Genomic DNA, 23,088 nt, shown 5'->3' with positions numbered 1-23,088 from the left:
CCGCTCATCGGCTGCTCACGTTCCCGGCCAGCAGCAGTCAGACACCAACCAACCGGAGAACGAACCATGACGAAGCTCCTCAAGACGAAGGCCGTCCTTGCCTCTCTCGCCGCCGGCGCCCTCGCGTTTGGCACCGCCTGTAAGTCCGACTCGGGCGCGACCCGAGAAACGACGGACACCACTGACACCAGCGGCATGGGCACGATGAGTGACCCGAACACCGGCACGAGTACGGACACCACGACGCCACCTGGCACGGGCGGCACGGGCATGGATGACCCGGCCCTGTCGCCCGAGTCGGAGACCGTGGACCCGAACAGCGTGGACCCCAACGCGGACCCGACGCTGAACCCGGGCACCGGCGGCACCGGGGCGGAAGTGGACCCGGACATGAGCAGCGAGCCGGGCACCGGCGGCGCGGGTGACGTGGAGCCGCTCGACAACACGGACACCGATGAAATGGATGCTGATGACGACTCCACGCTGAAGCCAGGCACCGGCGGCAGCGGCATGACGGATCCGGACAACCGGATGACGCCGCCCACGCCGCTCCCGGAGACGGGCTCGACGCGCTAAGCCGGCCCGCACTTCACGGCAACAAGACGATGCCCGCGGCGACCGTGCCGCGGGCATTGCCCTGTGTGTCATCAACGTGGGACTCAGCTCACGCTGAAGCCTGGATACGGCTGCGGTGACTTCACCGGCTCGATGATGCGTTGGCTGCCACCTGTCCCCGGCGTGCCAGCGGGACCACCCTCCGGCTGCAGCACGGGCGGACTGCCGCGCGGCGAGCGCTCCTCGTCCTCGGTGTCTGCATTCCGGTCAGGCGCGGTAGGTACGGCTTCAGGTGGAATGTGCAACACGTCCTTCTTGCTCATGGCGGCCTCCTTTCCTCCAACCTGGGGCCCCCCTCCGAAATGGGCACCTGGCATCTGGCCGCCTGCCTGAACGGATGCTTATGACTTCCTCTTGGAGACCCGCACACGGCCCGCCGTATGGATGAACCCACGCCTGCCGTGCGTGACCACATTGAGGACGAGCGGGCAGCCACTGCCCGTCGGTGGCACCTTCGAGGAGAGCCACGCTGAAATAGTGAACGGAACCTGAAGCGCGGTTCAGAATCTGGGTGGGATGCGATGAGCGTGAAGTTGGCATTGGCCGGCAGGCGACGGGGAAGCGAACACCTGTTCTCCCCTCCCGAGGGCCCCATCCCCTGGCTCCAGCGGATGTCGTCGTGGTTCCACGAGCACCACGGCGAGCTGCTCGAAAGCGCCGCACTGGGCACTGGCCCCCTGGGCGCTCCCACCTTCCGGCTGCGGCTGCACCCGGCGGCGGGCGAGGTCGCGCTGGTGGCCACCTCGGGCGCCCACGTCTCCGTGTCCGCGGAGACGTCCGCCGTGGGCCCCGGCTACCACCGCTTCCTCTGCGACACGCTGAGGGCCATGGGTGACGCGCTCGGCATCGTCTGGGCGGATGAACGCGCGTCCTCGAAGGGGGGCGACCCCACCGGCTACTTCCACACTGGAGACGCCGGGCCCGTGGATGTGCACATGCTGGCGTCGCTCCAGGAAGCCGTGGGGTGGGTGCTGCGCATGCGCCGCCAGGGCGAGTCCGGCTTCGCGATGTCCCTGCGCTTCGGCCACACCTTCGAATATCCCGGTGCGCTGCTGACGCCGCTGGGGCCTCGCGACGCGCGCTGGCTGGTGGACGTCTACGAGGACCCGCGCAGGGGCATCGACGTGTTCCCCTGGTGGACGCCGGGCATCGACGCGCGCATGCGGCTCAATCGCGCGCGGTGCCGCCTGTGGACGGACGTGGTCTGGCGCCCACCGCTGCTGGACGACGAGCGCCACCTGATGCGCGACGTGGCCCGCCTGCTGGAGCAGGCCTGGCGCGAGGACCCGTCCCTGCCCTACCCGTGGCGGGAGTGGCAGGAGGTGCTCGGCTTCCTGGGCGTGGGAGGCACCCTGGCCGAGGAAGTCCACCAGCGCGCATCGCAGGCACCCGGCGGCCCGCCCATGGGCTACCGGCGCGGCGAGGTCCAGGTGGCGCTGCCAGCGGGTTGGGAGATTCGCATCCCGGGGTCGCTCGCGGAGGCGCACCTGCAGGATGGAACATGGGTGGCCCGGGACCACCGGCGCAGCGTGCGCTTCGTCCCCTTGGAGGACGGCGGCGCCGACAGCCTCATGCCCTCCATCATGGAGCGCCGCGCGATGGACCTGGAGCACCACGGCAAGCGGGTCAGCGGACGGGCATCACTCCGCATGGAGCCGGGCGAGTGCCGGCTGACCGCCCTGTGTACCTCGGGCAAGCGCCGCGCCCTGTGCGTGGTGAGCTTCGACGACCCGGACGAGCAGGACTGGGCGCTGGGGACCTGGCGCTCACTGGACCACGCTGTCGCCGCGTGACGCTTGCCAGCCCAGAGGTGCAATCCCACATTGGGCAGGCCTTTCCATCAGAATCGAGAGCCTGCAATGAGTAGGGAAGTCTGGCCGGGCAAGCCCTGGCCTCGTGGCGCCACCTTCGATGGTTCAGGGGTCAACTTCGCCATCTACTCCCAGGTCGCGACCCGCGTGGAGGTCTGCCTGTTCGACCCCGCGGACCCGGCGCGTGAAATCGAACGGTTCGGCCTGCCGGAGTCCACGGACTTCGTGCACCACGGCTACGTGCCGGGCCTGGAGCCAGGCACGCTCTACGGTCTGCGCGTCCATGGCCCGTACGAGCCCGCCAAGGGACACCGCTGCAATCCGCACAAGCTGCTGGTGGACCCCTACGCCAAGGCGCTCTACGGCGACGTGGACTGGCGCCAGCCGGTGTTCGGCTATCCGCTGGGGCACGAGCAGCAGGACCTGGCACGAGACGAACGCGACAGCGCGGCGGGCGTGCCCAAGTCCGTGGTGGTGAGCGACTACTTCGACTGGGGCAATGACCGGCGCCCGGACATCAGCTGGCGCAAGACAGTGCTGTACGAGGCCCACGTGCGCGGCCTCACCATGCGCCACCCCGGCGTGCCCGAACACCTTCGCGGCACCTACGCGGGCCTGGCCTGCCCGCCCGTCATCGAGCATCTGCTGAAGCTGGGCGTGACGTCGGTGGAGCTGCTGCCGGTGCATGCCTTCGCGGACGACTCGTTCCTCGACGACAAGAAGCTGTCCAACTTCTGGGGCTACAACACGCTGGGCTACTTCGCGCCGGAGCAGTACTACGCCAGCCGCAAGACGCCCGGCGCCGCCGTCGCCGAGTTCAAGGCGATGGTGAGGGACCTGCACGCCGCGGGCATCGAGGTCATCCTCGACGTCGTCTACAACCACACCTGCGAGGGCAACCACCTGGGGCCCACGCTGTCGCTCAAGGGCATCGACAACGCGAGCTACTACTGGCTGATGCCGGATGGGCGGCACTACCTGGACTTCACCGGGTGCGGCAACAGCGTCAACTCGTCCAACCCGCAGACGGCGCGGCTCATCATCGACAGCCTCCGCTACTGGGTGACGGAGATGCACGTGGACGGGTTCCGCTTCGACCTCGCCACGGTGCTGGGCCGCACGGGTGAAGGCGCGTTCGACCGCAACGCGGCGCTGTTCCAGATTCTCCACCAGGACCCGGTGCTCGGCCGCGTGAAGCTCATCGCCGAGCCCTGGGACGTGGGCCTCGGCGGCTACCAGGTGGGCGGCTTCCCTTCGCCCTGGCGCGAGTGGAACGGCAAGTACCGGGACGCGCTGCGCCGCTACTGGAAGGGCGATGAGAACCTCGCCAGTGAGATGGGCTACCGGCTCACGGGCAACGCGGACCTGTACGCGGAGGCGCACCGGCGGCCCCAGGCGAGCATCAACTTCGTCACCGCGCATGACGGCTTCACGCTGCACGACCTGGTGACGTACAGCCACAAGCACAACGAGGCCAACGGCGAGCACAACCGCGACGGCGCGGACGACAACCAGTCGTGGAACTGCGGCGTGGAGGGTGAGACGGACAACGCGGATGTCATCGCACTGCGCGAGCGGCAGAAGCGCAACCTGCTGGCCTCGCTCTTCCTCTCCACCGGCATCCCGATGATTGTCGCGGGTGACGAGATGGGCCGCACGCAGGGTGGCAACAACAACGCGTACTGCCAGGACAACGCGCTGTCGTGGGTGGATTGGAACCTGGATGAGCGGCGGCGGAAGCTGCTGGAGTTCACGCGCAAGCTCATCCACTTCCGCCACCGCCAGCCGGTGCTCCAGCGCCGCCGCTTCTTCAAGGGCCAGCACCTGTGGGACTCCGAGCACAAGGACCTGACGTGGTTCCGGCCGGATGGCTCGGAGATGAAGGCGGAGGACTGGGAGAAGCCCTTCGTGCGCTCGCTGGCGTTCCTCCTGGGCGGCGACGCCATCCCCACGCCGGACGAGCGCGGGCAGCGCATCATCGGTGACGCGCTGCTGATACTGCTCAACTCGCACCATGAGCCGGTGACGTACAAGCTGCCGCCCGCCTCGCAGGGCCAGCGATGGGAGCTGGAGCTCTGCACCACCGACGACAACCGGGGACCGGAGCCGGTGAAAGGTGAGACGTTCGAGCTCATCGGCCGCTCGCTCGCGGTGTTCCGGCAGGTCGCGGACTGAGGCAGATGCCGCATGCTAGGGTTCCCCGCCGAGGCCTTCCTCGGCGGGTGCGGCGTGCCGGTGCCTGAGCGAAGCAGGTCCGCCGCCAGGGCGCTCGCACGCGCCGGAGGAACCGTGTCGCGGGATGCACAGGAAGAGGGCGTGAAGCAGGTGTACGGGGAGATTGCCTCGGCCTACGAGGCGCTCTTCCCCGCCCTGCACCGGTACGAGGAGCGGGTGGAGCGCTTCCTCGCGGCGATGGTGGCGCCCGGCGCCCGCGTGCTCGACGTGGGGTGTGGACCGGGGCTTCACACCCGGGGCCTGGACGCCTCCATCGCCGTGGTTGGCACCGACCTCTCCGAGGACATGCTCGCGCTGGCTCGGACAGCGCGGCCGGGTGGCGCGTGGCATGTCCACAGCTACCACCAGCCGATTCCTCCCGACTGGGGCCGCTTCACCGTCGCGCTCGCCATTGGCTGTCTGGACTTCTGCGACGACCTGCCGCGCGTGCTGAAGCACCTCGCGGAGGCGCTGGAGCCGGGCGGCAAGCTGCTCTTCACCGTGCTGGAGCGGCGGCCGGGGTTGGACGGGCACGAGGCGCCCGTGCAGCCGATTCAAACGGCGGGGCCGGCGGTGACGCTGCACCTGTACTCATTCGAGGAGACCGCCCGGGCTGTCACGGAAGCAGGGCTGCTCCCACGCACGTACGCGCATGCGCCCGGCTGGGTGCAGCTCACGGAACAGCGGACCATGTGGTTCGGGTGGTGGGAGGTGGAGCGGCGCTGAGCGCGTGGCTCCAGGACCGCGCTTCCGTTGCCTGAGGGCCACGGCCCGGCCATTCCAAGGTGTGCACGAGGCTTGCACTGGCCTCCTCCCTGGAGGCATCGACACGTGATTCGGCTGCGTTGGACCTGCATCGGGGCGTCTCTGCTGGCACTGGCCGTGGGCTGTGCGGAAGCCCCCCTCCGCGACGACACAACGCCGCCGAGCGTGTCGATTGCGCTCGTGGAGGGCGGATGCGACCCGGAAACGAACTTCCGGTGCCTGTGCGTAGGGAACGTCGGAGACGCGGCGCCCCACCTTCAAGAGATCGGCGTGGACCTGGACGCCCTGCAAAAGAACGGTTGGCCGTGCGTACCGGGTGACTTCGACCAGGACGGAGAGCAGGACTATGCCTTTCCGGGCGAGGGCTACTCGTGCAACCGGTCCGTCCCGGTGCGGGTGCTCTTCACGCGGGGCGGACACCTGCGGGAAGTCCAGGCGCTGCCGCGCAAGTTGAGCTGCCTTCAGCGCTACGTCTCCAATGACGCGTCCCTGCCTCCGGGACAGGGACTGGTCGACTGGGGTGAGGGGAATGCCACTTGGATCTACCGGTTCGACGGCAAGGGCTGGCTCGCCACCTCCCATCTCTCCGAGGCGCACTGATTCGGTACAACCGGGGCACACCGCGCCAGGTCCCAGGCCCGCCTCGGTGTACCGCTCGAATCCCTCCACTCCGACGCGGCATCGCCGCTGCCGAGGCCTTTTGACGATGACGCTTCTTCCCCCCCGTTGGCTTTGTGCCGGTGCTCTTTTCATCACCCTGAGCACCGCCTGCACCCGCTCCACGCCGGCTGCGACGGTGGAGCGGCCCCCCCCCGTGAAGGCGCAGTCCCAGGGTCCGGACGAGTACGTGCTGGCGGATGACGTGAGCGTTCGGAAGCTCGCGCCTGGCGTGTGGTTGCACGTCACGGTGGTGACGTTGAAGCCATTCGGCCGCGTCTCCACCAACGGGCTCATCATCGAGGACGGTGAAACGTCCTTGCTGGTCGACACGGGCTGGGATGCACGGCAGGGCGCGCTGCTGCTCGACTGGGCCCGGGACACGCTTCGGCGTCCGGTCCGCACGGCGGTGGTGACGCACTTCCATGAGGATCGCCTCGGCGGTGTTCCGGCGCTCGTCCCGCATGGCATCCCCGTCCATGGCTTGGAGGAGACGGCGCGGATTGCGTCTGGCATGGGCCGGCCAGGCCCCACGGAGACCTTCGCCGAGACGCGCACGGTGGGCGCCCTGGAGCTCTTCTTCCCGGGCGCGGGCCACGCGAAGGACAACATCGTCGTGTGGCACAAGGACAGCGGCGTGCTGTTCGGCGGCTGCTTCGTGAAGGACGGCGCCGCGACGAACCTGGGCAACGTGGAGGACGCGGACGTGGCGGCCTGGCCCACGAGCCTGTCGCGCGCACGGCAGCGGTTTCCGGAGGCACGCGTGGTGGTCCCGGGGCACGGACAGCCCGGTGGGCCGGAGCTGCTGAGCCACACGGAAGCGCTGCTCCGCTGAGCGACCTCGCGGCGCGGAGCAGGCGGGCAGGCGCGGGCGATGCGACAGTGCCTCGCCCGCACGGACAGGAGCGTTGGCCAGCACACGCCAGTTGGGTCATTCCACGCTCGCTTGCCTGCCGGTGAAGGTCTGTCCCCGGACATTCCCACACGGCTCCAGGGTTCACGGACATGGGCGCGGGTCCTCGCCGTCCCTACCGTCCCGCGGAGAAGCACGGGCCGATGGGCGTAGGGGACGGAGGGAGAACATGAGGCTTGTGGTTGCGGTGTCGCTCGCGATGATGGCGAGCGCGTGTACCTCGGTGCGGATGGAGCAGCGGGACGGTTGCTGGGTGAAGCAGACCCGGGCCTTTCCCTCCACGCTCAAGGAGGAAGTGGGGCCCTGCGCTCGGCCCGTGCCCGTCTGGTCCGAGGATCGGCTCACGCGGCTGGTGCAGGAGTGCGTGATGCACACGGACTACCGCTGGCAGAGCAGTGCGTTGGTGGCTTGGAACCGGAGCGAACCCCTGCCGGAACGGGAGTCCGAGGAGAAGGTCCTCGCGGCCTGCATGGCCCGGGCGGAGACCATCCTGAACACGGAGAAGGGCGCACTGGAGCAGCGGCTGAGCGAGGTGGCGCAGGAGCGGGACACGCTGAAGGCGAGCATCGAGAAGGAGCGCAACCAACATCAAGCCACCCTCACGGAGCAGCTCAACCGTCACGACGCCAGCATGGAGCGGGCGCGCAACCAGATGCACGAGAGCAACAACCTGCTCGCGGAGGCACTGGGCGAAGCAGCGAAGAAGCCCGCGCCCTCCGCGGTGGCGACGTCCACCTCCACGTCCAGCAGCGAGGGCATGGCGAACACGCAGACCGACTCCACGCAGCGCAGCGACGCGGCGCTCCGGGGTGACGTGTCGTCCACGGAACGACAGAGCTCGTCGTCGCAGGGGACGCAGACCGCGCCACCGCCGAAGGTAATGAAGCCCATCATCGACACCACGGACGACACGCCGCCCATGTGCGAGCTGTCGTCAGCGACGATGGCGAAGGCGAATCAGTCGCGCTCGTCCTCGGGGAAGAAGCGACCCGGCGTCCGGAACGCGGCCGAGTGCACGCCGATGAAGCCTGCGCCTTCCTTCCAGCCCGCCGAGCCGGAGGAGGCCATCCTGGCAACGCCCGCGCAGCAGACAGCGAAGGCGCCCATCCCGCTGGTGCCCCAGGACGCTGACGACGTGAAGTAACGCCGAGACACACCACCGCGGGCCGCCCCTTCACACGAAGTGGGCGGCCTTCCGCGTGCTCGCCATCAACGCTGTCAGACTCCACGCGGCGTCCCGTCGCTCGACCTCGGCGGAATCCAGAGGTGTCACGGGGCTGTCCCTGGGCTCCCGGCTCCGGGCTCGGGTGCGCTGCGCCCAGGTGCCGACGCGGGTGTTCCCGGGTCCATCGCTCGCAGTGGTTTCCTCGCATCGGACCGCCCGGCCGGGCCCCCGTCGGGTCCAACAGGCAGCAGGCGCCAGATGCGCCTGGCTCCGAACTCGCTCACTGGTAGAGCACAGGTCACCAATCCTGCGGAGAAGGTTCGATTCCTTCGTTCAATCCAGAGGGTTCCGCCGCGAGCTGACGTGAGCGCGGGTCCACCGCTTCCCACTCCTCCCACCTCGATGCCCGGCCTTCCGCCAGGGCGACAAGGCCCCTTCCGAGCCGTCAGCGGAAGCCCCTGCCGCCGCCCGCGGATGTGCCCGACGCGCAGGCGCGAGCAGCCAGGAGGCGGCCACGACAGGCAGTCCGCGCTCCACGTCCGTGAACGGTGGGGCCCTCACTTTTCAGCAGTGCCCGGGACACGCGCGACAACGCGCACGGGAACGTCCCGGTTCTTCAAGCTCCCCCGGCGGGGGAAAGGAGGTGCGCGATGAGCATCATGCGTGTGGATGTCGGGCAGAATGAGCGGGCGTTCGTACTGGTGGACGAGAAGCCGGAGCGATACCTCGTTCCCGGCCGATACTGGCTGATCCACCCCTTCCGCAAGGTCCGGCTGGTGCGCGTGAGCACCGAGCAGCCCCGCGTCCAGTTGGACGCGGCGCTCCTGGCCCTCGTGCCGGAAGCGGACCTGCAAGTCATCGAACTCGGCGCCGACGAACGCGCCATCCTCTTCCACAAGGGCCGCCCCGTGCGTTGGCTCGGCCGGGGCCTGCACCAGGCGTGGACGGTGGAGCGCCTTCCCAGCCGCGAGCTGACGCCCGGCGCCCCCACCGTGCGCATGGAGCGCGTGGACACCTCGGGTGTCGCCACGGCGCCGCTGCACGATGACGTGCGCGCCCTGGTCCCCGCCAGCGACTACACGGAGGCCACCGCCACCGAGGGCACCGTCGTGCTCCGCTACGTGGATGGTGTGCTGGACGCCGAACTTCCTCCGGGACGTCACGCCGCGTGGACGGTCGCCCGCAAGGTGCAGCTGGCCCTCATCGACCTGCGCGAGCGCCTGCTCCACGTCACCGGCCAGGAGGTGATGACGAAGGACCGCGTCACCCTGCGCCTCAACCTGTCAGCGGCCTTCCGCGTCTCGGACGCGCGCCGGCTCGCCGTCGTGTCCCGCGCTCCGGATGACGTCCTCTACCTGGCCATGCAGCTGGCCGCGCGCGAGGCCGTGTCGGAGCGGACGCTGGATGAGCTGCTCGCCTCGCGCGAAGCCGTGGCCGAAAGCCTCTTCACCCAGGTGAAGGACCGCGCCAGCACGGTGGGCTTGGAGCTGCTGCGCTTCGGCATCAAGGACGTCGTCCTCCCGGGTGAGATGAAGGAGCTGCTCAACCGCGTCATCCAGGCGCAGAAGGAAGCGGAGGCCAACGTCATCATGCGGCGCGAGGAGACGGCCGCCACCCGCTCCATGGCGCAGACGGCCAAGGTGCTGGCGGAGAACCCGCTGCTGGTGCGCCTCAAGGAGCTGGAGGCCTATAAGGACCTCGCGTCCAAGGTGGGGCAGGTGCACCTCGTCCTCGGCGAGGGCGCAGTGCCCACCCTGCAGCTGAAGAGTCACTGACTCGCGAATCAATCTCGGGTTAGCCTCGCGGTCCCACACCCGCGAGGAGCCCGAGATGTCGTCTTCGAACCACTACGTCCCCAACCTGCGCGATATCGAGTTCAACCTCTTCGAGTTCCTCGATATCGGCCGAGCCTCGCTGGGCCACGCACCCTTTGGCGACCTGGACGAGACGGCCGCACGCCAGATGCTCCAGATGTTCGCCCAGCTCAGCACCAACGAACTGGCCCAGAGCTTCGAGGAGCCGGAGCACAACCCGCCGAAGCTCGAGAATGGCGAGGTGACGCTGCCGCCCGGACTGAAGAAGGCGATGAATGCCTTCTTCGACGCGGGCATGCACCTGCTGGAGCAGCCGCCGCACCTGGGCGGCCTGGGCGCGCCGCCCTCTCTGGGATGGGCCGCGTTCGAGCTGCTGGTGGGCGCCAATGCCTCGCTGGCCTTCTATACGCTGGGCAACCTGCTGGCGCGCATCATCGACCGGCTGGGCACGGACGCGCAGAAGCAGCGCTTCCTGCCGCACATGCTGGACCGCCGCTGGGGTGGCTCCATGGTGCTCACCGAACCCGACGCCGGCAGTGACGTGGGCGCCGCCCGAACCAAGGCCCGCCGCGTCTCCGACACCGTCTGGGAAATCGAAGGGGTGAAGCGCTTCATCACCAACGGTGACTCGGACATGTCCGAGAACATCATCCACATGGTGCTGGCGCGTCCGGAGGGCGCGGCGCCCGGCACCAAGGGCCTGTCGCTGTTCGTCGTGCCCAAGTACTGGGTGAACGAGGACGGCAGCCTGGGTGAAGCCAACGGCGTGGTGTGCACCAAGCTGGAGAAGAAGATGGGGCTGAAGGGCTCCGTCACCTGTGAGATGACCTTCGGCGACGGGAAGCCCTGTCGCGGCCTGCTGCTGGGCGAGGTCCACGACGGCATCCGGCAGATGTTCTACATCATCGAGCAGGCCCGCATGGCGGTGGGCGTGAAGTCCATGGCCACGCTGTCGGCCGGCTACGGCCGCGCGCTGGCCTTCTCCAAGGACCGCCTCCAGGGCGCGGACCTGATGCAGGCCCGGGACAAGACGGCGCCGCGCGTGCCCATCTTCCGCCACCCCGACGTGCGCCGCATGCTGATGGCGCAGAAGGCCCACGCGGAGGGAATGCGCGCGCTGTGCCTCTACACCGCGTTCATCCAGGACGGAGTGGAGCGCAAGGGCGGCCACCGCGCCACCGAGGCGGGCGAGCTGGACACGCTCAACGACATGCTGCTGCCGCTGGTGAAGGGCTACTGCTCGGAGAAGGTCTACGAGCTGCTGGCGCTGTCGCTCCAGGTCCACGGCGGCTCCGGCTACCTGCAGGACTACCCGGTGGAGCAGTACATCCGGGACCAGAAAATCGACACGCTCTACGAGGGCACCACGCACATCCAGGCGCTCGACTTGCTCATGCGCAAGGTGGCGCGTGACGGCGGCGCGACGCTCCAGGGCCTGCTGTCGCAGATTCGCGAGACAGCCGAGCGCACCGGTGAGGGCAAGGAGCTGGAGGCCGAGCGCGCCGCGCTGGGCCGTGCGCTGGGCGACTTGGAGACGATGCTCGGCACGCTGATGGGCAAGCTAGGCGAGTCCGTCTACCACGTGGGCCTGCAGGGCAACCGCGTGCTGGCCGCCGTCGCGGAGGTCGTCATCGGCTGGCTGCTGGTGCGCCACGCGGAGGTCGCGCTGGAGCGCATGAAGAGCAACCCCGGGGACCGCGCCTTCTACGTGGGCAAGCTCGCCAGCGCCCGCTGGTTCTGCCACGAGGTGCTGCCCGGCGTCGCCCACGCCGCCCGCATGGTGGAGCACGGCAACCTGGACCTGATGGAGGTGCCGGAAGAGTCGTTCTGACGCGGAGACACCGAGGCGAGCCTGGCCACCGGTGCCAGGCCCGCCGTCGCGGCCGGAAGGCGCCCGCTACTTCCTCAGCGCGTCACCCGGCACCGGCAGCCCGCGCGCCGCCAGGTCACGCTCCACGTACAGCCGTAGGACATGCATGAAGTCCTGCGCGTTCGTCACCACGCCGAAGGCCTGGTGCGTGCCGCGGTCCTTCAGCTTGCTCACCACGAACTCGGACGAGTCCACGCAGATGGTGGGCAGCTCCCGCAACGAGCCGTCCTTCTCCGTGACGAACGCCGGCAGCATGTTTCCGGTGGCGATGGCATGCAGCGCCGTGGCGATCATCACCGCCATGGTGGACTTCACCGCGTGCTCGCGCATGGCCACCTGCGCCTCCAGGTTGTCCGTCACCACGTCCGGCAGCGGCCCGTCATCACGGATGGAGCCCGTCAGCACGAAGGGCACCTTGTGCACCACGCACGCGTGCATGATGCCGTTGGTAATCACCCCGGCCTCCACCGCCTTGGCGATGGAGCCCGCCGCCCGCACCTTGTTGATGGCGCGCATATGCAAGCCGTGGCCGCCCGAGGTGGCCTCGCCCGAGCCGCTCATCCCCAGCGTGGTGCCGAAGATGGAGGCTTCGATGTCATGCACCGCCACCGCGTTGCCCGCCAGCAGCGCGCCTACGAAGCCATTGGCGACGAACCACGTCATGTCCGCGCGCGCCCGCGAATGCACCAGCGCCGGCCCCGTCACCCAGATGGGGTAGCCCCCGCGCTCGCGCTCGTCCACCAGCACCCGGGCCATGTGCGCGTAGTCGATGGGCTTCTCGCGGGACACCGCGCTCGTCATGAACTTGAACTCCCCCTCCCCCTCACCCGCGAGGTAGGCGGCGTTCACGTACACGCCTTCGCTGCCGTCCTCCGCGAAGCCCACCACCACGTGCTCGCCCGCACGCACGCGACGGCCTTCGCGAATCCACAGCTCGCCTTGCGCATCCAGCACCAGCGCCCCGTCCATGCGCGGCTCGCGCGGCATGCGCCACGCGCCGCCCACGCGCACGTAGGTAGGCAGATTCGTCGTGGTGAAGAAGCCCTCCGGCAACACGCCGTCCGCGGGCGCCGGCTGGAAGCGCGCGTCCGGACAGGAGGAGAAACGCGCGGCCGTGAAGTCAGGATGAGGAATGGAGCTCACACCAGCACCATGCGCGGAGCCCTGGCCCGCTTCAAGCGCCTCGGCATCCGCGGGCCACCAGATGTCGGCGGGTGACAGTAACGAGGGAACTGCGCGTCATTACATCCGCGCGCCCACACCCACTCCGCCCATCAGCGGACGGCTGCTGGCCGGGGCCAGCTCACGACGCAGCAACTCCGCGTAGCGAGCCGCGGCATGCCGCAGCCGGGCCGCCTCGTCTGGCGCGTGGGCGTCGTAGGACTCGGCGGCCAGCGCATGGTCCCCCAGTTGGAATGCCAGGTAGGCCTGCCGGTGGAAGCGCAGCAACTCCAGGGGTGGAAGCCGGCCCTTGTGGCGCTCCACCACGGCGCAGAGCGCGGCCAACTCCTCCGAGTCCAGCGACAGCTCCACCGCCGCGCCCGCCAAATCCCAGGACAGGTCCTGGCAGCCCACCAGGTCGTGCGCCCGATGGTGGTCCACCGCATCCACCTTGAGCACGCGGCCACCGGGCAACACCAGCCACTCCCACGCATGCATCCGGTTGTCCGTCACCGTCCGGCGCACCATCCGCTCCAGCGCGCCCAGCCGGGGCATCCACACATGGAGGGCCTGCGCCACCTCGCGCCCCAACGCGACCTCCGTGTTGTAGCGAGCCATCTCCCACAGCTCGCGCGTGGAGGCGCCGCACCCCTCCTCCACCCTGCCGAAGTGACGCGAGCGGAAACCCAGGTACGCCCCCACGCGCGCCACCAGCTCCCAGCGGTCCACCCCGCGCCCCACCGCGCTCAGGGGCCGCGCCTCCTCCAGCCACGGCTGCACCAGGAAGCCGTGCTTGAGCCCCGAGACAGGCACACCCAAGCCCGCGTCCGCCAACACCCGCGTCTGGAGATAGGCGCGCGCGCCATAGGCCCCCAGGCCCGCGAACTTCAGCAACCAGGGCCGACCGCCCGCGCGCAGCAGGTACTTGCGGCGCTCACGCCAGCGGTGCACTGGGGGCCACGCCGCCTTCGGCATGTCGTGCAGCAGGTGCTTCCGCCAGCCTCCAGCACCCAGGTCCTCCAGCGGCGCGGTCGCCTTACCCGTCACGTCCTCCACCCAGCTGGCCAGCGCATGTGAAGGCTCGGTCGGCGTCACCATCACCGACTCGAAATCCACCACGCCGCGCTGGGCTCGGCGCCAGAGCTCCCGGTGCCTCGGCGTTGCGTGAGGTCCCACGTCACCGCCGTGTCCCGGCAGGAAGTACAGAGACGAAGGCGCCACGCCACGCGCCTCCAGGAATTCGGCCACCGCGCCGAACGAGGAGCCGGACCGTCCCGGACCCTCGTCCACCACCACGAAGCGGTAGCCCGCGCGTGCCTCGTCCACCAGTTGCGAGGTCCGCTCGGGTGACAGCGACAACGTGCGCCGGTAGGGATGCCCGCGAGGCCGGACGAAGCACAACGCCTGGGTGCCCAGCGCCGCGGCCACCACGCCCGCCAGTCCCGTGCCGATGCCGCGAATGCCCACGACGCGACAGGGGCCGCCCTGCTTCGGCAGCGCCCGCGCCGACGCCAGGTAGCTCTCCGGGTAGAGGCCTTGAAGCGCATACCCCCGAGGCACCTTGCACCGCACCCGCTGCGGCAGCCCCAGTCCACCCAGCGTCTCCAGCGAGCTGCCCACCTGCGACAGGTCCGCGCGGAAGCCGTCCGTCCAGGACGCCACCACCGCGTGGCCCAGCGCCAGCAGCGTGGACTCGCAGGCCCGCGCCAGCACCGTGTCGCCATCCTCGCCCTGATGGACGACCTGCTCCGCGTCCAGGACCCCCTGCGCCCACTCCCCCGCGCGGATGAGCAGCGACACCAGCGCCGCGTGGCGCGTCAGGCCCGGCGGTAGCGCGTCCACCTCCCACCAGGCACAGGCCAGCGCCCGCGCCTCCGCGGTCGGGTCCACCTCTCGCGGATGTTCTCCGGACACCAGCATCGCGGCGCTCCCTCAGTCCTCATTCCCGCGGGAAGCGGGTGGCGGCTGGGTCAGGTGGCTGTGCGCAATCGCGGCCAGCTCCTCCAACCTGGGCACACGCCACGTCGCCGCGTTCCGCTGACGCCAGGCATCCGCCCACGCAATGAAGGTGCGCAGCTGCTCCGTGCTGGGCGACACCTGCCAGCGCCGCCGCTTCGCCAGGGACAGCGCCTCCAGCGGGGGATGCCCCAACGCCACCAGGACGCACAAGGCGAGCAGCGCGCTGCGCCCCACCCCATGCTCACAGTGGATGTAGACCTTGTGGCCCCGGGCCAGTTGTTCCGTCACCCACGCGACGCCGTCATCCAGCCGGTCGCCACGGATGGCCCGGAGGTCCTCGGTGGGCAGGTGCAACAAGGTGATGCCGTGCTCGCGCAGGACGTGCTCGTCGTCACAGGCCTCCACCCGCACGTCCACCACACAGCGGATGCCAAGCGCCCCCGCGAGATGCTCCGCCGTATCGATGGGGAAGCGGCCCCCCACCGCCAGCGAGGGCAGCACCCAGTCCAGGTTCAATCTCCGGGACAGCGCGCTCATGCGGCCCAAGGTAGGGCAGCTCGCTGGCGCTGGCAGCCTCTGCGGACGCCAGGACGCCTTTTGAAGTGTTTTTCGACCCACCTTCTGGGAAATCCGCTGGAATCACAGGGGGTTCCGCGGTGTCAGCCTCGAAAATCGAGAGGCACGCAACTCCAGGTCTCAACCTTCGAGAATAGGTGCAAGACGTACATGCGGCGCCCCCGTGCCGCTCTACCCCCCTACGGAGCCCCCATGAGCAGCAGCTACCGCATCAAGTCGGGCGACACCCTCTCCCACCTGGCGCAGCGCTACAACACCAGCGTCAGCGCGCTGATGAAGGCGAATCCGCAGATCAAGAACGCGGACCTCATCTACGCCGGCAAGTCGCTGAACATCCCGGGTTCGCGGGACTCCTTCGAGAGCGGCTCCGCGGGTGGCGCGGGTGGCGCCACGGGCGGTGGTGGCAGCAGCGGCGGTGCGCAGGGCGTGCAGGGCCCCAGCAGCTCCGGCCCCGGCATCCGCGGCCCCAAGGGCAGCCCCTTTGAAATCGCGTCGCAGCACCTGAACAAGAACGCGAGCTCGCTGAAGCTGGAGAAGAACGGCGTGGGCGCGGACATGGAGGACTGGGTCCCCAACAACGTCAACTGCGCCAACTTCGTGTCCGCCGTGCTGGAGCAGGCGGGCCAGATTTCCGACGCGCAGCACGACAACAGCGTGATGGGCCTGATGGCCAAGCTGGACAGGGACCCCAACTTCAAGCGCATCGACCTGAAGGACGCGAAGCCGGGTGACGTGGTCTCCATGAAGACCAACGGCGGCCAGCACGTGGTGATGTTCGCGGGCTGGAAGGACGGCAAGCCGACGTTCATCGGCTCCAACAACGTCAACTCGGATGGTTCGCAGCGCGTCACCATCTCCAGCATGAACTACCCCATCATGGCAGTGCACCAGTACCAGGGCTGAGCGCCCGCACGAACATGAGCGAGCACCCACGGGGCTCCGCGTCCGACCTTCCAGGCGGACCCGGGGCCCCGCTGGCGTTCACGCGCCCGCGGCGGCTCAGAGCCGCGGCGCCAGCTGCAACGCGGCCTGGATGAGCGGGCTGCGTGCGGCCGTCTTGCGCCAGGCGGCGTGGACGGTGCCGGTGCCCGCGCCCGGAAGCGCCTTGGACACCACGCCGGCTTCGCGTGGACCTCCCGGCAGGAGCGAGGCCAGCAGTGAGAAGCCCAGCCCCGCGGCCACGAAGCCCAGAATCGTCTCCGAGGAATCCGCGGCGTGCAGGCGCCTGGGCGTGACGCCCGCCCGCGCCAGCGCCGCGAGCTGCAGATCCCTCAGGTACCGGTCCGTGCTGTAGGCGATGAACGCGTCGTCACGGAGCTGCTCCAGCCGCACCTGCTTCCGCTTCGCCTGCGGGTGGTGCGCGGGCAGCACGAGGAAGGGATGCGTGCGCCCCACCTCGCGCGTCTCCACGTCATCGGGCACCGCCGGCAGATGGTCCACCACCAGATCCGTGTCCCCCAGGCGCAGCACGTCCAGCGCGGGCGTCTTGGATTCGAAGAGGGCGACCTCGATGTCCGGCCGCTTCGCCTGGAGCTTGCGCAGCCACGCGGGCAGCAGGTGCCGCAGCACGTGGCCGGAGGCATGGATGCGCAGCGTGCCGCCCACCTCGCCCTTGCGCAGCGACTGCACCACGGTGTCCAGTCCTTCGAGGAACGGCGCCACGTGCGCGTACAGCGTGCGGCCTTCGGGCGTGAGCACCACGCGGTCCTTGCCCACGCGCTCGAAGAGCGGCACGCCGACCTCCGCCTCCAGCCGCTTCACCTGCTGATGGATTCCCGGCTGCGTAATCGGATACGGGAAGGTGGGCACGGCACGCGCGTACCCTTCCGCGCGCGCCACCCGGTAGAAGCCTTCGAGCCGCTGGAGCTGAATCATTCACTCCAGGTTATCAATGGCGCTTCAATTAGTTCCATGCGCTTTACGGTGGAAAGGCGCATGGTTCTTCCCGTCAGCGAGCACGACTCGCCACGAGGAGGAAGTCGCCATGTCCCGCGCCACGCCGAAGGTCGTCGTTGCCCACAGCTCCGCCTGGGTCGCCCAGACCTGGCTTTCCTTCGTCCTCTCCGTCGGAGTGACGGCGGTCGGTATCTGGAACCTGCCCGTGGACATCTGGGTGAAGTCCTTCCTGGGCATGGGCCTGCTCTTCACCGTCGGCTCGACCTTCAGCCTGTCGAAGACGGTGCGTGACCAGCATGAAATGGACCAGCTCGGCACGCGGCTGGATGAGGCGCGCGTGTCCCGGCTCCTCTCCGAGCATGACCCGCTGGCCCCGCCCAAGCTGTGAGTGCTCAGGGCGCGCCGCGGCCCGCGTGCAGGCAGACCACGGCCTCATCCAGCAGGTCGAGCGCCGCGTCGGACCAGCCCCGCAGCTTCATGCGCGGGGACACAGACGTGGTGACGGGGATGAGGCCGGCGACGGCGGCGTCCTCGATGAGCTGAGCCTGTTGCTCGGGATTGAGCTGGGCCCAACGCTTCTCGCGGCTCACTCCCTTGCGCCAGTCGTATCCATCGCCGGACCACTGCGCGGCCAGGGCGGCGCTCAGGTAGGCCGTGCCGCCGTGCTGGTGCTGCCACACGTGCGTCAGCTCATGGACGAGCAGGCCGAAATCCACGCCCCCGCTCCGAGGCGGGACGAAGACAGTGTTGCCGTGCGCGAAGGCCCGCCCGGGGAGGCCCAGCAGTCCCAGCCGGCCGACCTTCACCCGCACCGCCGCGTAGTTCAGGCTGTCTCCGAAGACGGGTCGCAGACGGACGATTTCATCCGCCGTGAGGCGGCGGCCCGGCGGCTCCAGACCGACCAGCACCTGCACCGAGCTGAGCACGCGCCCGCCCACCATCAACACGGCATCCGCGGGAAGCTGCGCCACGCGCGTCAGTCCCTGGCCCAGTTGGGGCAGTCCCTCGCGAGGCCGGCCGCGCGCGCACTGCGCCACGCCTCCGCCCATCGCCTTCAGCACCACGCCCACGCTGCGAGCCACTCCCACCGACGCGCTCGTGACACCGGTGAGCAGACCCCGGCCCGCATCCACCAGCCGATCAGAGAAGGTGGACGCGTGGCTCATTCCATGTTCCTCAGCGCCCCGCCGCCATGGCGCGCAGCCCGGAGAGGCCCATGACGGACTCCACCAGCGTGCGCAGCGCACCCGGGCGCCACGGGCGGGACAGCGCGAAGTGCGTGAGGCTGGAGGCGCTGTAGGCCGCCGCCACCTCGGGACGGAAGTGGGACGACACGAGGATGCGCGGCCCCGCCAGGTCGCGCTCCACCAACCGCGCCAGGAAGGTCGGCACGGCCGCTCGCTCCACGGAGTCCAGGTCCACGACCACCGCCTCGGGCACCACGCCCAGGTCCATCCGACGGTCCGCCGACGCGATGCCCAACGTAGGGACCAGCTCGAAGTCTGACGCCAGCTCGCGGCCCATGGCCAGCCGGAAGAGCGGCTCCTCCGAGACGAGCATCACCCGAGGCCCCTTGGGCACGCTCCGGTGACGCCGTGCGGGCGCGGGAGTGGGCTCGATGGGAAGACGCAGTGCGCCAGCCTCCACCAGGTGGCGGGTATCGAGGAGGGACTGCGCACGGCGAATCAGGGGGGAGGGGGCGCTGGACACAACGCGACAATAACCAGCAATAGCGGAAATATCAATCTTTGCTTCAATTTTCGGGCATAGTTCCTGGTTTACGGGACCTCCAAACCCGCGGAGACGGACGCTTTGACACGTCTGTTCAGTGGGTCGGAAGTAACACCTATCCAGGTGTATCGGGTCTAGAGTGACCCGTCGTTTCAGGTGGGGACAGGTGCGCTCGCGTTACTTGCGCAGGCGTTCCCAGGGCAACAGCCGGTCGCCGAGCATCCCCAAGACGGGGAGGTCGGTGGAGCCGCCGTGCTCCAGTGCGTGCATGAGCACAGCCACGAGGGAAGTACCAACGACAGGAACCTCCGCGGCCGGTTGCTGGGCGCTCAGGAGGCGCATCCCTGGCCGCCCACCCGTTACGATCCAGCCATCAAGCTCGAGCCCATCCACCTTGGGAGGAGGCGGCTGGGGCACCAGTTGGCTCGCTCGACGGTCAGCTTCTTGCGGCCCTCATGCCGGACGAGGCGGTCACGGAGGGACTCCCCGTTCAACCGGATGTGTTGCGCCACGCCCTGCGCCATCGTGAGCCAGATGGCGTCCGGCGAGAGCACCAGCGGCCGATGCTCCGCGAAGGCCGTGTGGACGGCGGCGAGCAACGGGTGCACGCCATGCGTTTCCAGCACCCGCGTGTCCGGCCCGGGCGCCATCCAGAGCGCATCCTCCACGAACGTCCCCAACGGCGCGGTGACAGGAGGCGTCGAGGCCTCCTCGACGGCATCCACCTCGAACGTCAGCATCGGCAGCCCCCTCAGCGTGGCGTGGATTCTACGCCGCCGACCTACGCCTCAGGGGCCCCGCCCTGACAGAAAGCGCCAGCCCTGCCCCCTCGGGCAAGGCGGCGCTCGTGGCGCTCACTCGAACTCGAGCGCGCGCTGGAAGTCGGCCGGGTTGGAGGCCGCGCTCTGCGCCGTATCCAGGGTGATGAGCCCCTCCCGGTAGAGCTGCGTCAGGTGCTGGTCGAAGGACTGCATGCCGAACATGTCGCGGCCCTTCTCGATGACGTCCTTCAGCTCGTTGGCGCGGTCGTCGCGGATGTACTGCTCCACCGTCTTCGTCTGCACCATGATTTCAAGCGCCACGGTGCGGCCCTTGCCGCTGGCCCGGGGCAGCAGGCGCTGCGACACCGTGGCCTTGAGGCAGTCCGCCAGGCGCATGCGCACCATCGTCTGCTCTTCGGCGGGGAACACCGACACCAGGCGGTTGATGGTGCGTGACGCATCCGTCGTGTGCACCGTGGAGAGCACCAGGTGCCCCGTCTCCGACGCCTTGAGCGCGATGTCGATGGTCTCCGTGTCGCGCATCTCGCCCACCAGGATGACGTCCGGGTCCTGGCGCAGCGCCGCGCGCAGGGCAATCGCGAAGCTCTGCGTGTCCGGACCAATCTCCCGCTGGGAGATGGAGGACTTGATGTTCTTGTAGATGAATTCGATGGGGTCCTCGATGGTGAGGACGTGCAGGTTCTCCGTGCGGTTGATGTGGTCAATCATCGCCGCCAGCGTGGAGCTCTTCCCCGAGCCCGTCGCGCCCGTCACCAGCACCAGCCCGCGCTCGTTGCCGGCAATCTTCTTCAACACCTGCGGCAATCCCAGTCCGTCAATGGTTGGGATTTCATCCGGGATGATGCGCAGGATGCACGCCAGCGAGCCCCGCTGCCGGTAGATATTCACCCGGAAGCGCGCCACGCCCGGGAGGCTGTAGGACGCGTCGCACTCCTGAAGCGTGTCAATCTGCTTCTTCACCTCGGGGTCCGACACGACATGGACTGCCACCTGTCGCGTGTGGTCCGCGTGAAGCTTCTCCATCTTCAAGGGCCGGAGCGCGCCATTGACCCGGTAGATGGGCGGGTCCCCCGGCCGGAAGTGGATGTCCGATGCACCGTTCTGCACACCGACCGCGAGCAGCTTGTTAAGCGTTGCCAGATCCAGGGGAGTGACCCTCTTCAGCAAGGAAGGTCCCGGATTCTAGGCGGATACTCAACAGTTGCACATGGTGTGCAATGACCCCGGGGCAGGCACCAGGGTCAGTTCCGCAATCTCAGGCGAGGGCCCCAACCGCAGCGGCGGCCCCCAATAGCCTGTCCCCCTGTGGGTATAGACGCGCACCCCGGCAATGGTTGCCAGACCGCGCACCACCGGCTGCTGCAACTTGATGAGGAACATGAAGGGAAACACCTGTCCGCCGTGCGTGTGCCCGGAAAGCTGCAGGTCCACCACCACGCCAGCCTCCGCCACGCGCAGGGCGGACCGGGGCTGGTGGGCCAACAACAGACGCGGCACGCCCCGCGGCGCCCCGCGCAGTGCCAGCTCCGGACGGCTGGCATGCGAGGGAATGATGTGCCCCGCGTCATGGTCCGTCACTCCCGCGATGGTGAGCCGCGCTCCGTCGCGCTCCACCACCCGGTGCTCGTTCTGGAGGACGGTGAGGCCCAGGCGCGCCACCTCCGCCGCCCAGGCCGGGCCCCCGTGGTAGTACTCGTGATTGCCGGTGACGTAGAAGACGCCCAGTGACGCGCGCAGCTCCGACAGGGGCTTCACCTCGTCCCGCAGCGCGTCCACGGTGCCGTCCACCAGGTCGCCCGTCACCGCCACCACGTCAGGCTGGAGCGCGTTCACCTGCTCCACCACGCGCCGCAGCCAGCGTCCGTCCAACGTGGGCCCCACGTGGATGTCCGAAATCTGCACCACCTTCATGCCGCTGAGCCCGGGCGCCAGGCCCACCACCGGCACCGTCACCCGTTCCACCGTCGCCCGGCCACGCGCCGTGATGAAGGCGTACACCACCGCCGGCACCGTCACCCCCACCGCCGCCAGGGCCTTGCCCCGGGTCAGGGCCAGCGCGTCCGTCACCACGCCCGACCACGAAAGGCCCAGCCCCACCAGGTCCGCGACCACCACCGCGCTCAGCAGGATGCCGAAGGCCCCCAGCCACACGTAGGACGTCCACTGGAGCGCCTGCGTCCAGAAGGTCGGTTCGCGGCGCGACGCCACCATCCCCACTGGCAGCGCCAGGAAGAGCAGCGCCACCAGGACGGGCCCCAGCCATGCCCACGGCAGGGGCAGCTGCGGGCTCACGAACAGGCGCACCGCGATGTACGCGTGCAGCCCGCCCATCAGCGTGAGGATGCCACCCAGCGACATCAACCACCGCAATGCCAGCGACAGGGACACTCTGGGCCGCCGGGCCTCCGGCTCCACACCTGGGGTCAGCTCCGCCACGAACGACGTCCTCCTTCTCACCGGTGCCAGCCATGACCGCGCCCGGAACGCGGGGACATAACGACCGCCTAGGGCCGATGCCCGGCAACCCGCCCGTACGCCAGGCGGGTCAACGCCTCATCTCGTGCACCACACCTAAGACACGGGCGACGGGTTGGCGAGCCAGCTACGTTCAACGCATGAGAACTTCACGTATCTTCACAGCCGCAATGCTTGCAGCGGCAGGCTCGGCCTGGGCCCAGCCCGTCCAGTACCTGGACCTGCGAACGCCTCGGGTCGCGCTCAACGCGCGTGTCACCGACCGCGACCTCACCAGCCCAGACCTGCAGGTCGGCTTCAGCGACGACTTCTTTCGAGGCCGGGCCTTCGGCAGGCCCCTCAACCTCACGCTGGACGCCGCGCGGATCCGCGGCATCTATGGAAGCGGTCCCGTGGACCTGCGGATGACGCAGGAAGAAGGAGCCCTGCGCGCCAAGGGTACGTTCGGTGGGCAGCTCACCGACTTCCAGGTGACGCCGCAGACGTTCAAGGGCGACGTGGGCCGGTGCAGCTACCAGCTCACGGCCTCCGCGGAAGGTCGCTATCAAGGCTGGCGTTCGTGTCTCGCCGGATTGGAGAACCCGGTATCGCTGTCGATTCCGCCTGCCATTGGCGGCGACGACGCCCGGCTCGTGGCCACCCTGGCTTTGATTCTGTCGCGGTAGCCCACCGCGGGGCGGCTAT

General features: G+C 69.2%; 22 protein-coding genes. 12 read left to right on the top strand and 10 right to left on the bottom strand.

Annotated elements, in window-relative coordinates:
• Positions 1-66: 66 nt before the first annotated feature.
• A complete protein-coding gene (locus tag BHS09_RS02135; RefSeq protein WP_237080141.1) occupies positions 67-576 on the top strand; it encodes a hypothetical protein in 510 nt (169 codons plus the stop codon).
• A gap of 83 nt (positions 577-659) precedes the next feature.
• Here BHS09_RS02135 and BHS09_RS02130 read toward each other — a convergent pair whose 3' ends face one another.
• Positions 660-878: a hypothetical protein gene (locus tag BHS09_RS02130; RefSeq protein WP_237077958.1), complete on the bottom strand. Its 219-nt coding sequence runs from the start codon at positions 876-878 to the stop codon at positions 660-662.
• A 258-nt stretch (positions 879-1,136) separates the two neighbouring features.
• Here BHS09_RS02130 and BHS09_RS02125 point away from each other — a divergent pair, with 258 nt between their 5' ends.
• The 8 genes from BHS09_RS02125 to BHS09_RS02090 all read left to right on the top strand — a co-directional run bounded on the left by BHS09_RS02125 (position 1,137) and on the right by BHS09_RS02090 (position 11,785).
• Positions 1,137-2,408 carry a hypothetical protein gene (locus BHS09_RS02125; protein WP_140797026.1) on the top strand — a complete coding sequence of 424 codons (1,272 nt, stop codon included), beginning with the start codon at positions 1,137-1,139 and terminating at the stop codon, positions 2,406-2,408.
• A gap of 66 nt (positions 2,409-2,474) precedes the next feature.
• A complete protein-coding gene (glgX, locus tag BHS09_RS02120) occupies positions 2,475-4,601 on the top strand; it encodes a glycogen debranching protein GlgX (protein ID WP_140797025.1) in 2,127 nt (708 codons plus the stop codon).
• Positions 4,602-4,613: 12 nt separating this feature from the next.
• Entirely contained in the window at positions 4,614-5,366 is a 753-nt protein-coding gene (locus BHS09_RS02115; RefSeq protein WP_140797024.1) for a class I SAM-dependent DNA methyltransferase, read from the top strand.
• A gap of 105 nt (positions 5,367-5,471) precedes the next feature.
• The gene (locus BHS09_RS02110) at positions 5,472-6,005 is read left to right on the top strand and encodes a hypothetical protein (RefSeq protein WP_140797023.1); all 534 of its coding nucleotides are present in this window, start codon (positions 5,472-5,474) and stop codon (positions 6,003-6,005) included.
• Positions 6,006-6,111: 106 nt separating this feature from the next.
• The gene (gene blaMYX, locus BHS09_RS02105) at positions 6,112-6,897 is read left to right on the top strand and encodes an MYX family subclass B1 metallo-beta-lactamase (protein ID WP_140786844.1); all 786 of its coding nucleotides are present in this window, start codon (positions 6,112-6,114) and stop codon (positions 6,895-6,897) included.
• A gap of 247 nt (positions 6,898-7,144) precedes the next feature.
• The gene (locus BHS09_RS02100; RefSeq protein WP_237080139.1) at positions 7,145-8,119 is read left to right on the top strand and encodes a hypothetical protein; all 975 of its coding nucleotides are present in this window, start codon (positions 7,145-7,147) and stop codon (positions 8,117-8,119) included.
• 671 nt (positions 8,120-8,790) lie between these two features.
• Positions 8,791-9,915: a slipin family protein gene (locus BHS09_RS02095; RefSeq protein ID WP_140797022.1), complete on the top strand. Its 1,125-nt coding sequence runs from the start codon at positions 8,791-8,793 to the stop codon at positions 9,913-9,915.
• Between the two features lie 55 nt (positions 9,916-9,970).
• Positions 9,971-11,785 carry an acyl-CoA dehydrogenase gene (locus BHS09_RS02090; protein WP_140797021.1) on the top strand — a complete coding sequence of 605 codons (1,815 nt, stop codon included), beginning with the start codon at positions 9,971-9,973 and terminating at the stop codon, positions 11,783-11,785.
• A gap of 66 nt (positions 11,786-11,851) precedes the next feature.
• On the opposite strand, the gene BHS09_RS02085 is transcribed toward BHS09_RS02090, so the two are convergent.
• The 3 genes from BHS09_RS02085 to BHS09_RS02075 all read right to left on the bottom strand — a co-directional run bounded on the left by BHS09_RS02085 (position 11,852) and on the right by BHS09_RS02075 (position 15,562).
• Positions 11,852-12,967, bottom strand: coding sequence for a putative NPN-dependent ornithine cyclodeaminase (locus tag BHS09_RS02085; protein ID WP_140797020.1), 1,116 nt, complete (start codon positions 12,965-12,967; stop codon positions 11,852-11,854).
• A gap of 99 nt (positions 12,968-13,066) precedes the next feature.
• The gene (locus BHS09_RS02080; RefSeq protein ID WP_140797019.1) at positions 13,067-14,905 is read right to left on the bottom strand and encodes a hypothetical protein; all 1,839 of its coding nucleotides are present in this window, start codon (positions 14,903-14,905) and stop codon (positions 13,067-13,069) included.
• 12 nt (positions 14,906-14,917) lie between these two features.
• Positions 14,918-15,562 carry a protein-tyrosine phosphatase family protein gene (locus tag BHS09_RS02075; protein ID WP_140786839.1) on the bottom strand — a complete coding sequence of 215 codons (645 nt, stop codon included), beginning with the start codon at positions 15,560-15,562 and terminating at the stop codon, positions 14,918-14,920.
• Positions 15,563-15,712: 150 nt separating this feature from the next.
• On the opposite strand from BHS09_RS02075, the gene BHS09_RS02070 reads away from it, so the two are divergent.
• The gene (locus BHS09_RS02070; RefSeq protein ID WP_174258611.1) at positions 15,713-16,423 is read left to right on the top strand and encodes a C40 family peptidase; all 711 of its coding nucleotides are present in this window, start codon (positions 15,713-15,715) and stop codon (positions 16,421-16,423) included.
• Positions 16,424-16,519: 96 nt separating this feature from the next.
• Here the strand turns inward: BHS09_RS02070 and BHS09_RS02065 are convergent, their stop codons facing one another.
• Positions 16,520-17,395 carry a LysR family transcriptional regulator gene (locus BHS09_RS02065; protein ID WP_140786838.1) on the bottom strand — a complete coding sequence of 292 codons (876 nt, stop codon included), beginning with the start codon at positions 17,393-17,395 and terminating at the stop codon, positions 16,520-16,522.
• Positions 17,396-17,504: 109 nt separating this feature from the next.
• Here BHS09_RS02065 and BHS09_RS02060 point away from each other — a divergent pair, with 109 nt between their 5' ends.
• Entirely contained in the window at positions 17,505-17,804 is a 300-nt protein-coding gene (locus BHS09_RS02060) for a YiaA/YiaB family inner membrane protein (RefSeq protein ID WP_140786837.1), read from the top strand.
• Positions 17,805-17,808: 4 nt separating this feature from the next.
• Here the strand turns inward: BHS09_RS02060 and BHS09_RS02055 are convergent, their stop codons facing one another.
• The 5 genes from BHS09_RS02055 to BHS09_RS02035 form a co-directional block, all read right to left on the bottom strand.
• Positions 17,809-18,582 (bottom strand): DUF4157 domain-containing protein, encoded by a 774-nt coding sequence (locus BHS09_RS02055; protein ID WP_140786836.1) that lies wholly within the window; start codon positions 18,580-18,582, stop codon positions 17,809-17,811.
• A 10-nt stretch (positions 18,583-18,592) separates the two neighbouring features.
• Positions 18,593-19,126: a hypothetical protein gene (locus BHS09_RS02050; protein ID WP_237080138.1), complete on the bottom strand. Its 534-nt coding sequence runs from the start codon at positions 19,124-19,126 to the stop codon at positions 18,593-18,595.
• Between the two features lie 380 nt (positions 19,127-19,506).
• The gene (locus tag BHS09_RS02045) at positions 19,507-19,887 is read right to left on the bottom strand and encodes a DUF4419 domain-containing protein (protein WP_237080137.1); all 381 of its coding nucleotides are present in this window, start codon (positions 19,885-19,887) and stop codon (positions 19,507-19,509) included.
• Between the two features lie 114 nt (positions 19,888-20,001).
• Positions 20,002-21,096, bottom strand: a complete 1,095-nt coding sequence (locus tag BHS09_RS02040; RefSeq protein ID WP_140786835.1) for a type IV pilus twitching motility protein PilT — start codon at positions 21,094-21,096, stop codon at positions 20,002-20,004.
• A 27-nt stretch (positions 21,097-21,123) separates the two neighbouring features.
• Positions 21,124-22,365, bottom strand: a complete 1,242-nt coding sequence (locus tag BHS09_RS02035; RefSeq protein WP_140786834.1) for a metallophosphoesterase — start codon at positions 22,363-22,365, stop codon at positions 21,124-21,126.
• Positions 22,366-22,574: 209 nt separating this feature from the next.
• Here BHS09_RS02035 and BHS09_RS02030 point away from each other — a divergent pair, with 209 nt between their 5' ends.
• Entirely contained in the window at positions 22,575-23,069 is a 495-nt protein-coding gene (locus BHS09_RS02030; protein ID WP_237077951.1) for a hypothetical protein, read from the top strand.
• The last annotated feature ends 19 nt before the right edge of the window (positions 23,070-23,088 follow it).

Source organism: Myxococcus xanthus (assembly GCF_006402735.1).
Taxonomy (GTDB): Bacteria; Myxococcota; Myxococcia; order Myxococcales; family Myxococcaceae; genus Myxococcus; species Myxococcus xanthus_A.
The sequence above is the reverse complement of the archived record's forward strand: the minus strand, read 5'-3'. Positions and strand labels throughout refer to the sequence as shown.

What these genes read in the sequence shown, in the direction of transcription:
- BHS09_RS02100 (WP_237080139.1), top strand. Translation starts at nt 7,145, where the DNA reads ATGAGGCTTGTGGTTGCGGTGTCGCTCGCGATGATGGCGAGCGCGTGT.
- BHS09_RS02090 (WP_140797021.1), top strand. Translation starts at nt 9,971, where the DNA reads ATGTCGTCTTCGAACCACTACGTCCCCAACCTGCGCGATATCGAGTTC.
- BHS09_RS02115 (WP_140797024.1), top strand. Translation starts at nt 4,614, where the DNA reads ATGCTAGGGTTCCCCGCCGAGGCCTTCCTCGGCGGGTGCGGCGTGCCG.
- BHS09_RS02080 (WP_140797019.1), bottom strand. Translation starts at nt 14,905, where the DNA reads ATGCTGGTGTCCGGAGAACATCCGCGAGAGGTGGACCCGACCGCGGAG.
- BHS09_RS02125 (WP_140797026.1), top strand. Translation starts at nt 1,137, where the DNA reads ATGAGCGTGAAGTTGGCATTGGCCGGCAGGCGACGGGGAAGCGAACAC.
- BHS09_RS02135 (WP_237080141.1), top strand. Translation starts at nt 67, where the DNA reads ATGACGAAGCTCCTCAAGACGAAGGCCGTCCTTGCCTCTCTCGCCGCC.
- BHS09_RS02065 (WP_140786838.1), bottom strand. Translation starts at nt 17,395, where the DNA reads ATGATTCAGCTCCAGCGGCTCGAAGGCTTCTACCGGGTGGCGCGCGCG.
- BHS09_RS02130 (WP_237077958.1), bottom strand. Translation starts at nt 878, where the DNA reads ATGAGCAAGAAGGACGTGTTGCACATTCCACCTGAAGCCGTACCTACC.
- BHS09_RS02095 (WP_140797022.1), top strand. Translation starts at nt 8,791, where the DNA reads ATGAGCATCATGCGTGTGGATGTCGGGCAGAATGAGCGGGCGTTCGTA.
- glgX (WP_140797025.1), top strand. Translation starts at nt 2,475, where the DNA reads ATGAGTAGGGAAGTCTGGCCGGGCAAGCCCTGGCCTCGTGGCGCCACC.
- BHS09_RS02030 (WP_237077951.1), top strand. Translation starts at nt 22,575, where the DNA reads ATGCTTGCAGCGGCAGGCTCGGCCTGGGCCCAGCCCGTCCAGTACCTG.
- BHS09_RS02070 (WP_174258611.1), top strand. Translation starts at nt 15,713, where the DNA reads ATGAGCAGCAGCTACCGCATCAAGTCGGGCGACACCCTCTCCCACCTG.
- BHS09_RS02060 (WP_140786837.1), top strand. Translation starts at nt 17,505, where the DNA reads ATGTCCCGCGCCACGCCGAAGGTCGTCGTTGCCCACAGCTCCGCCTGG.
- BHS09_RS02045 (WP_237080137.1), bottom strand. Translation starts at nt 19,887, where the DNA reads ATGCTGACGTTCGAGGTGGATGCCGTCGAGGAGGCCTCGACGCCTCCT.
- BHS09_RS02055 (WP_140786836.1), bottom strand. Translation starts at nt 18,582, where the DNA reads ATGAGCCACGCGTCCACCTTCTCTGATCGGCTGGTGGATGCGGGCCGG.
- blaMYX (WP_140786844.1), top strand. Translation starts at nt 6,112, where the DNA reads ATGACGCTTCTTCCCCCCCGTTGGCTTTGTGCCGGTGCTCTTTTCATC.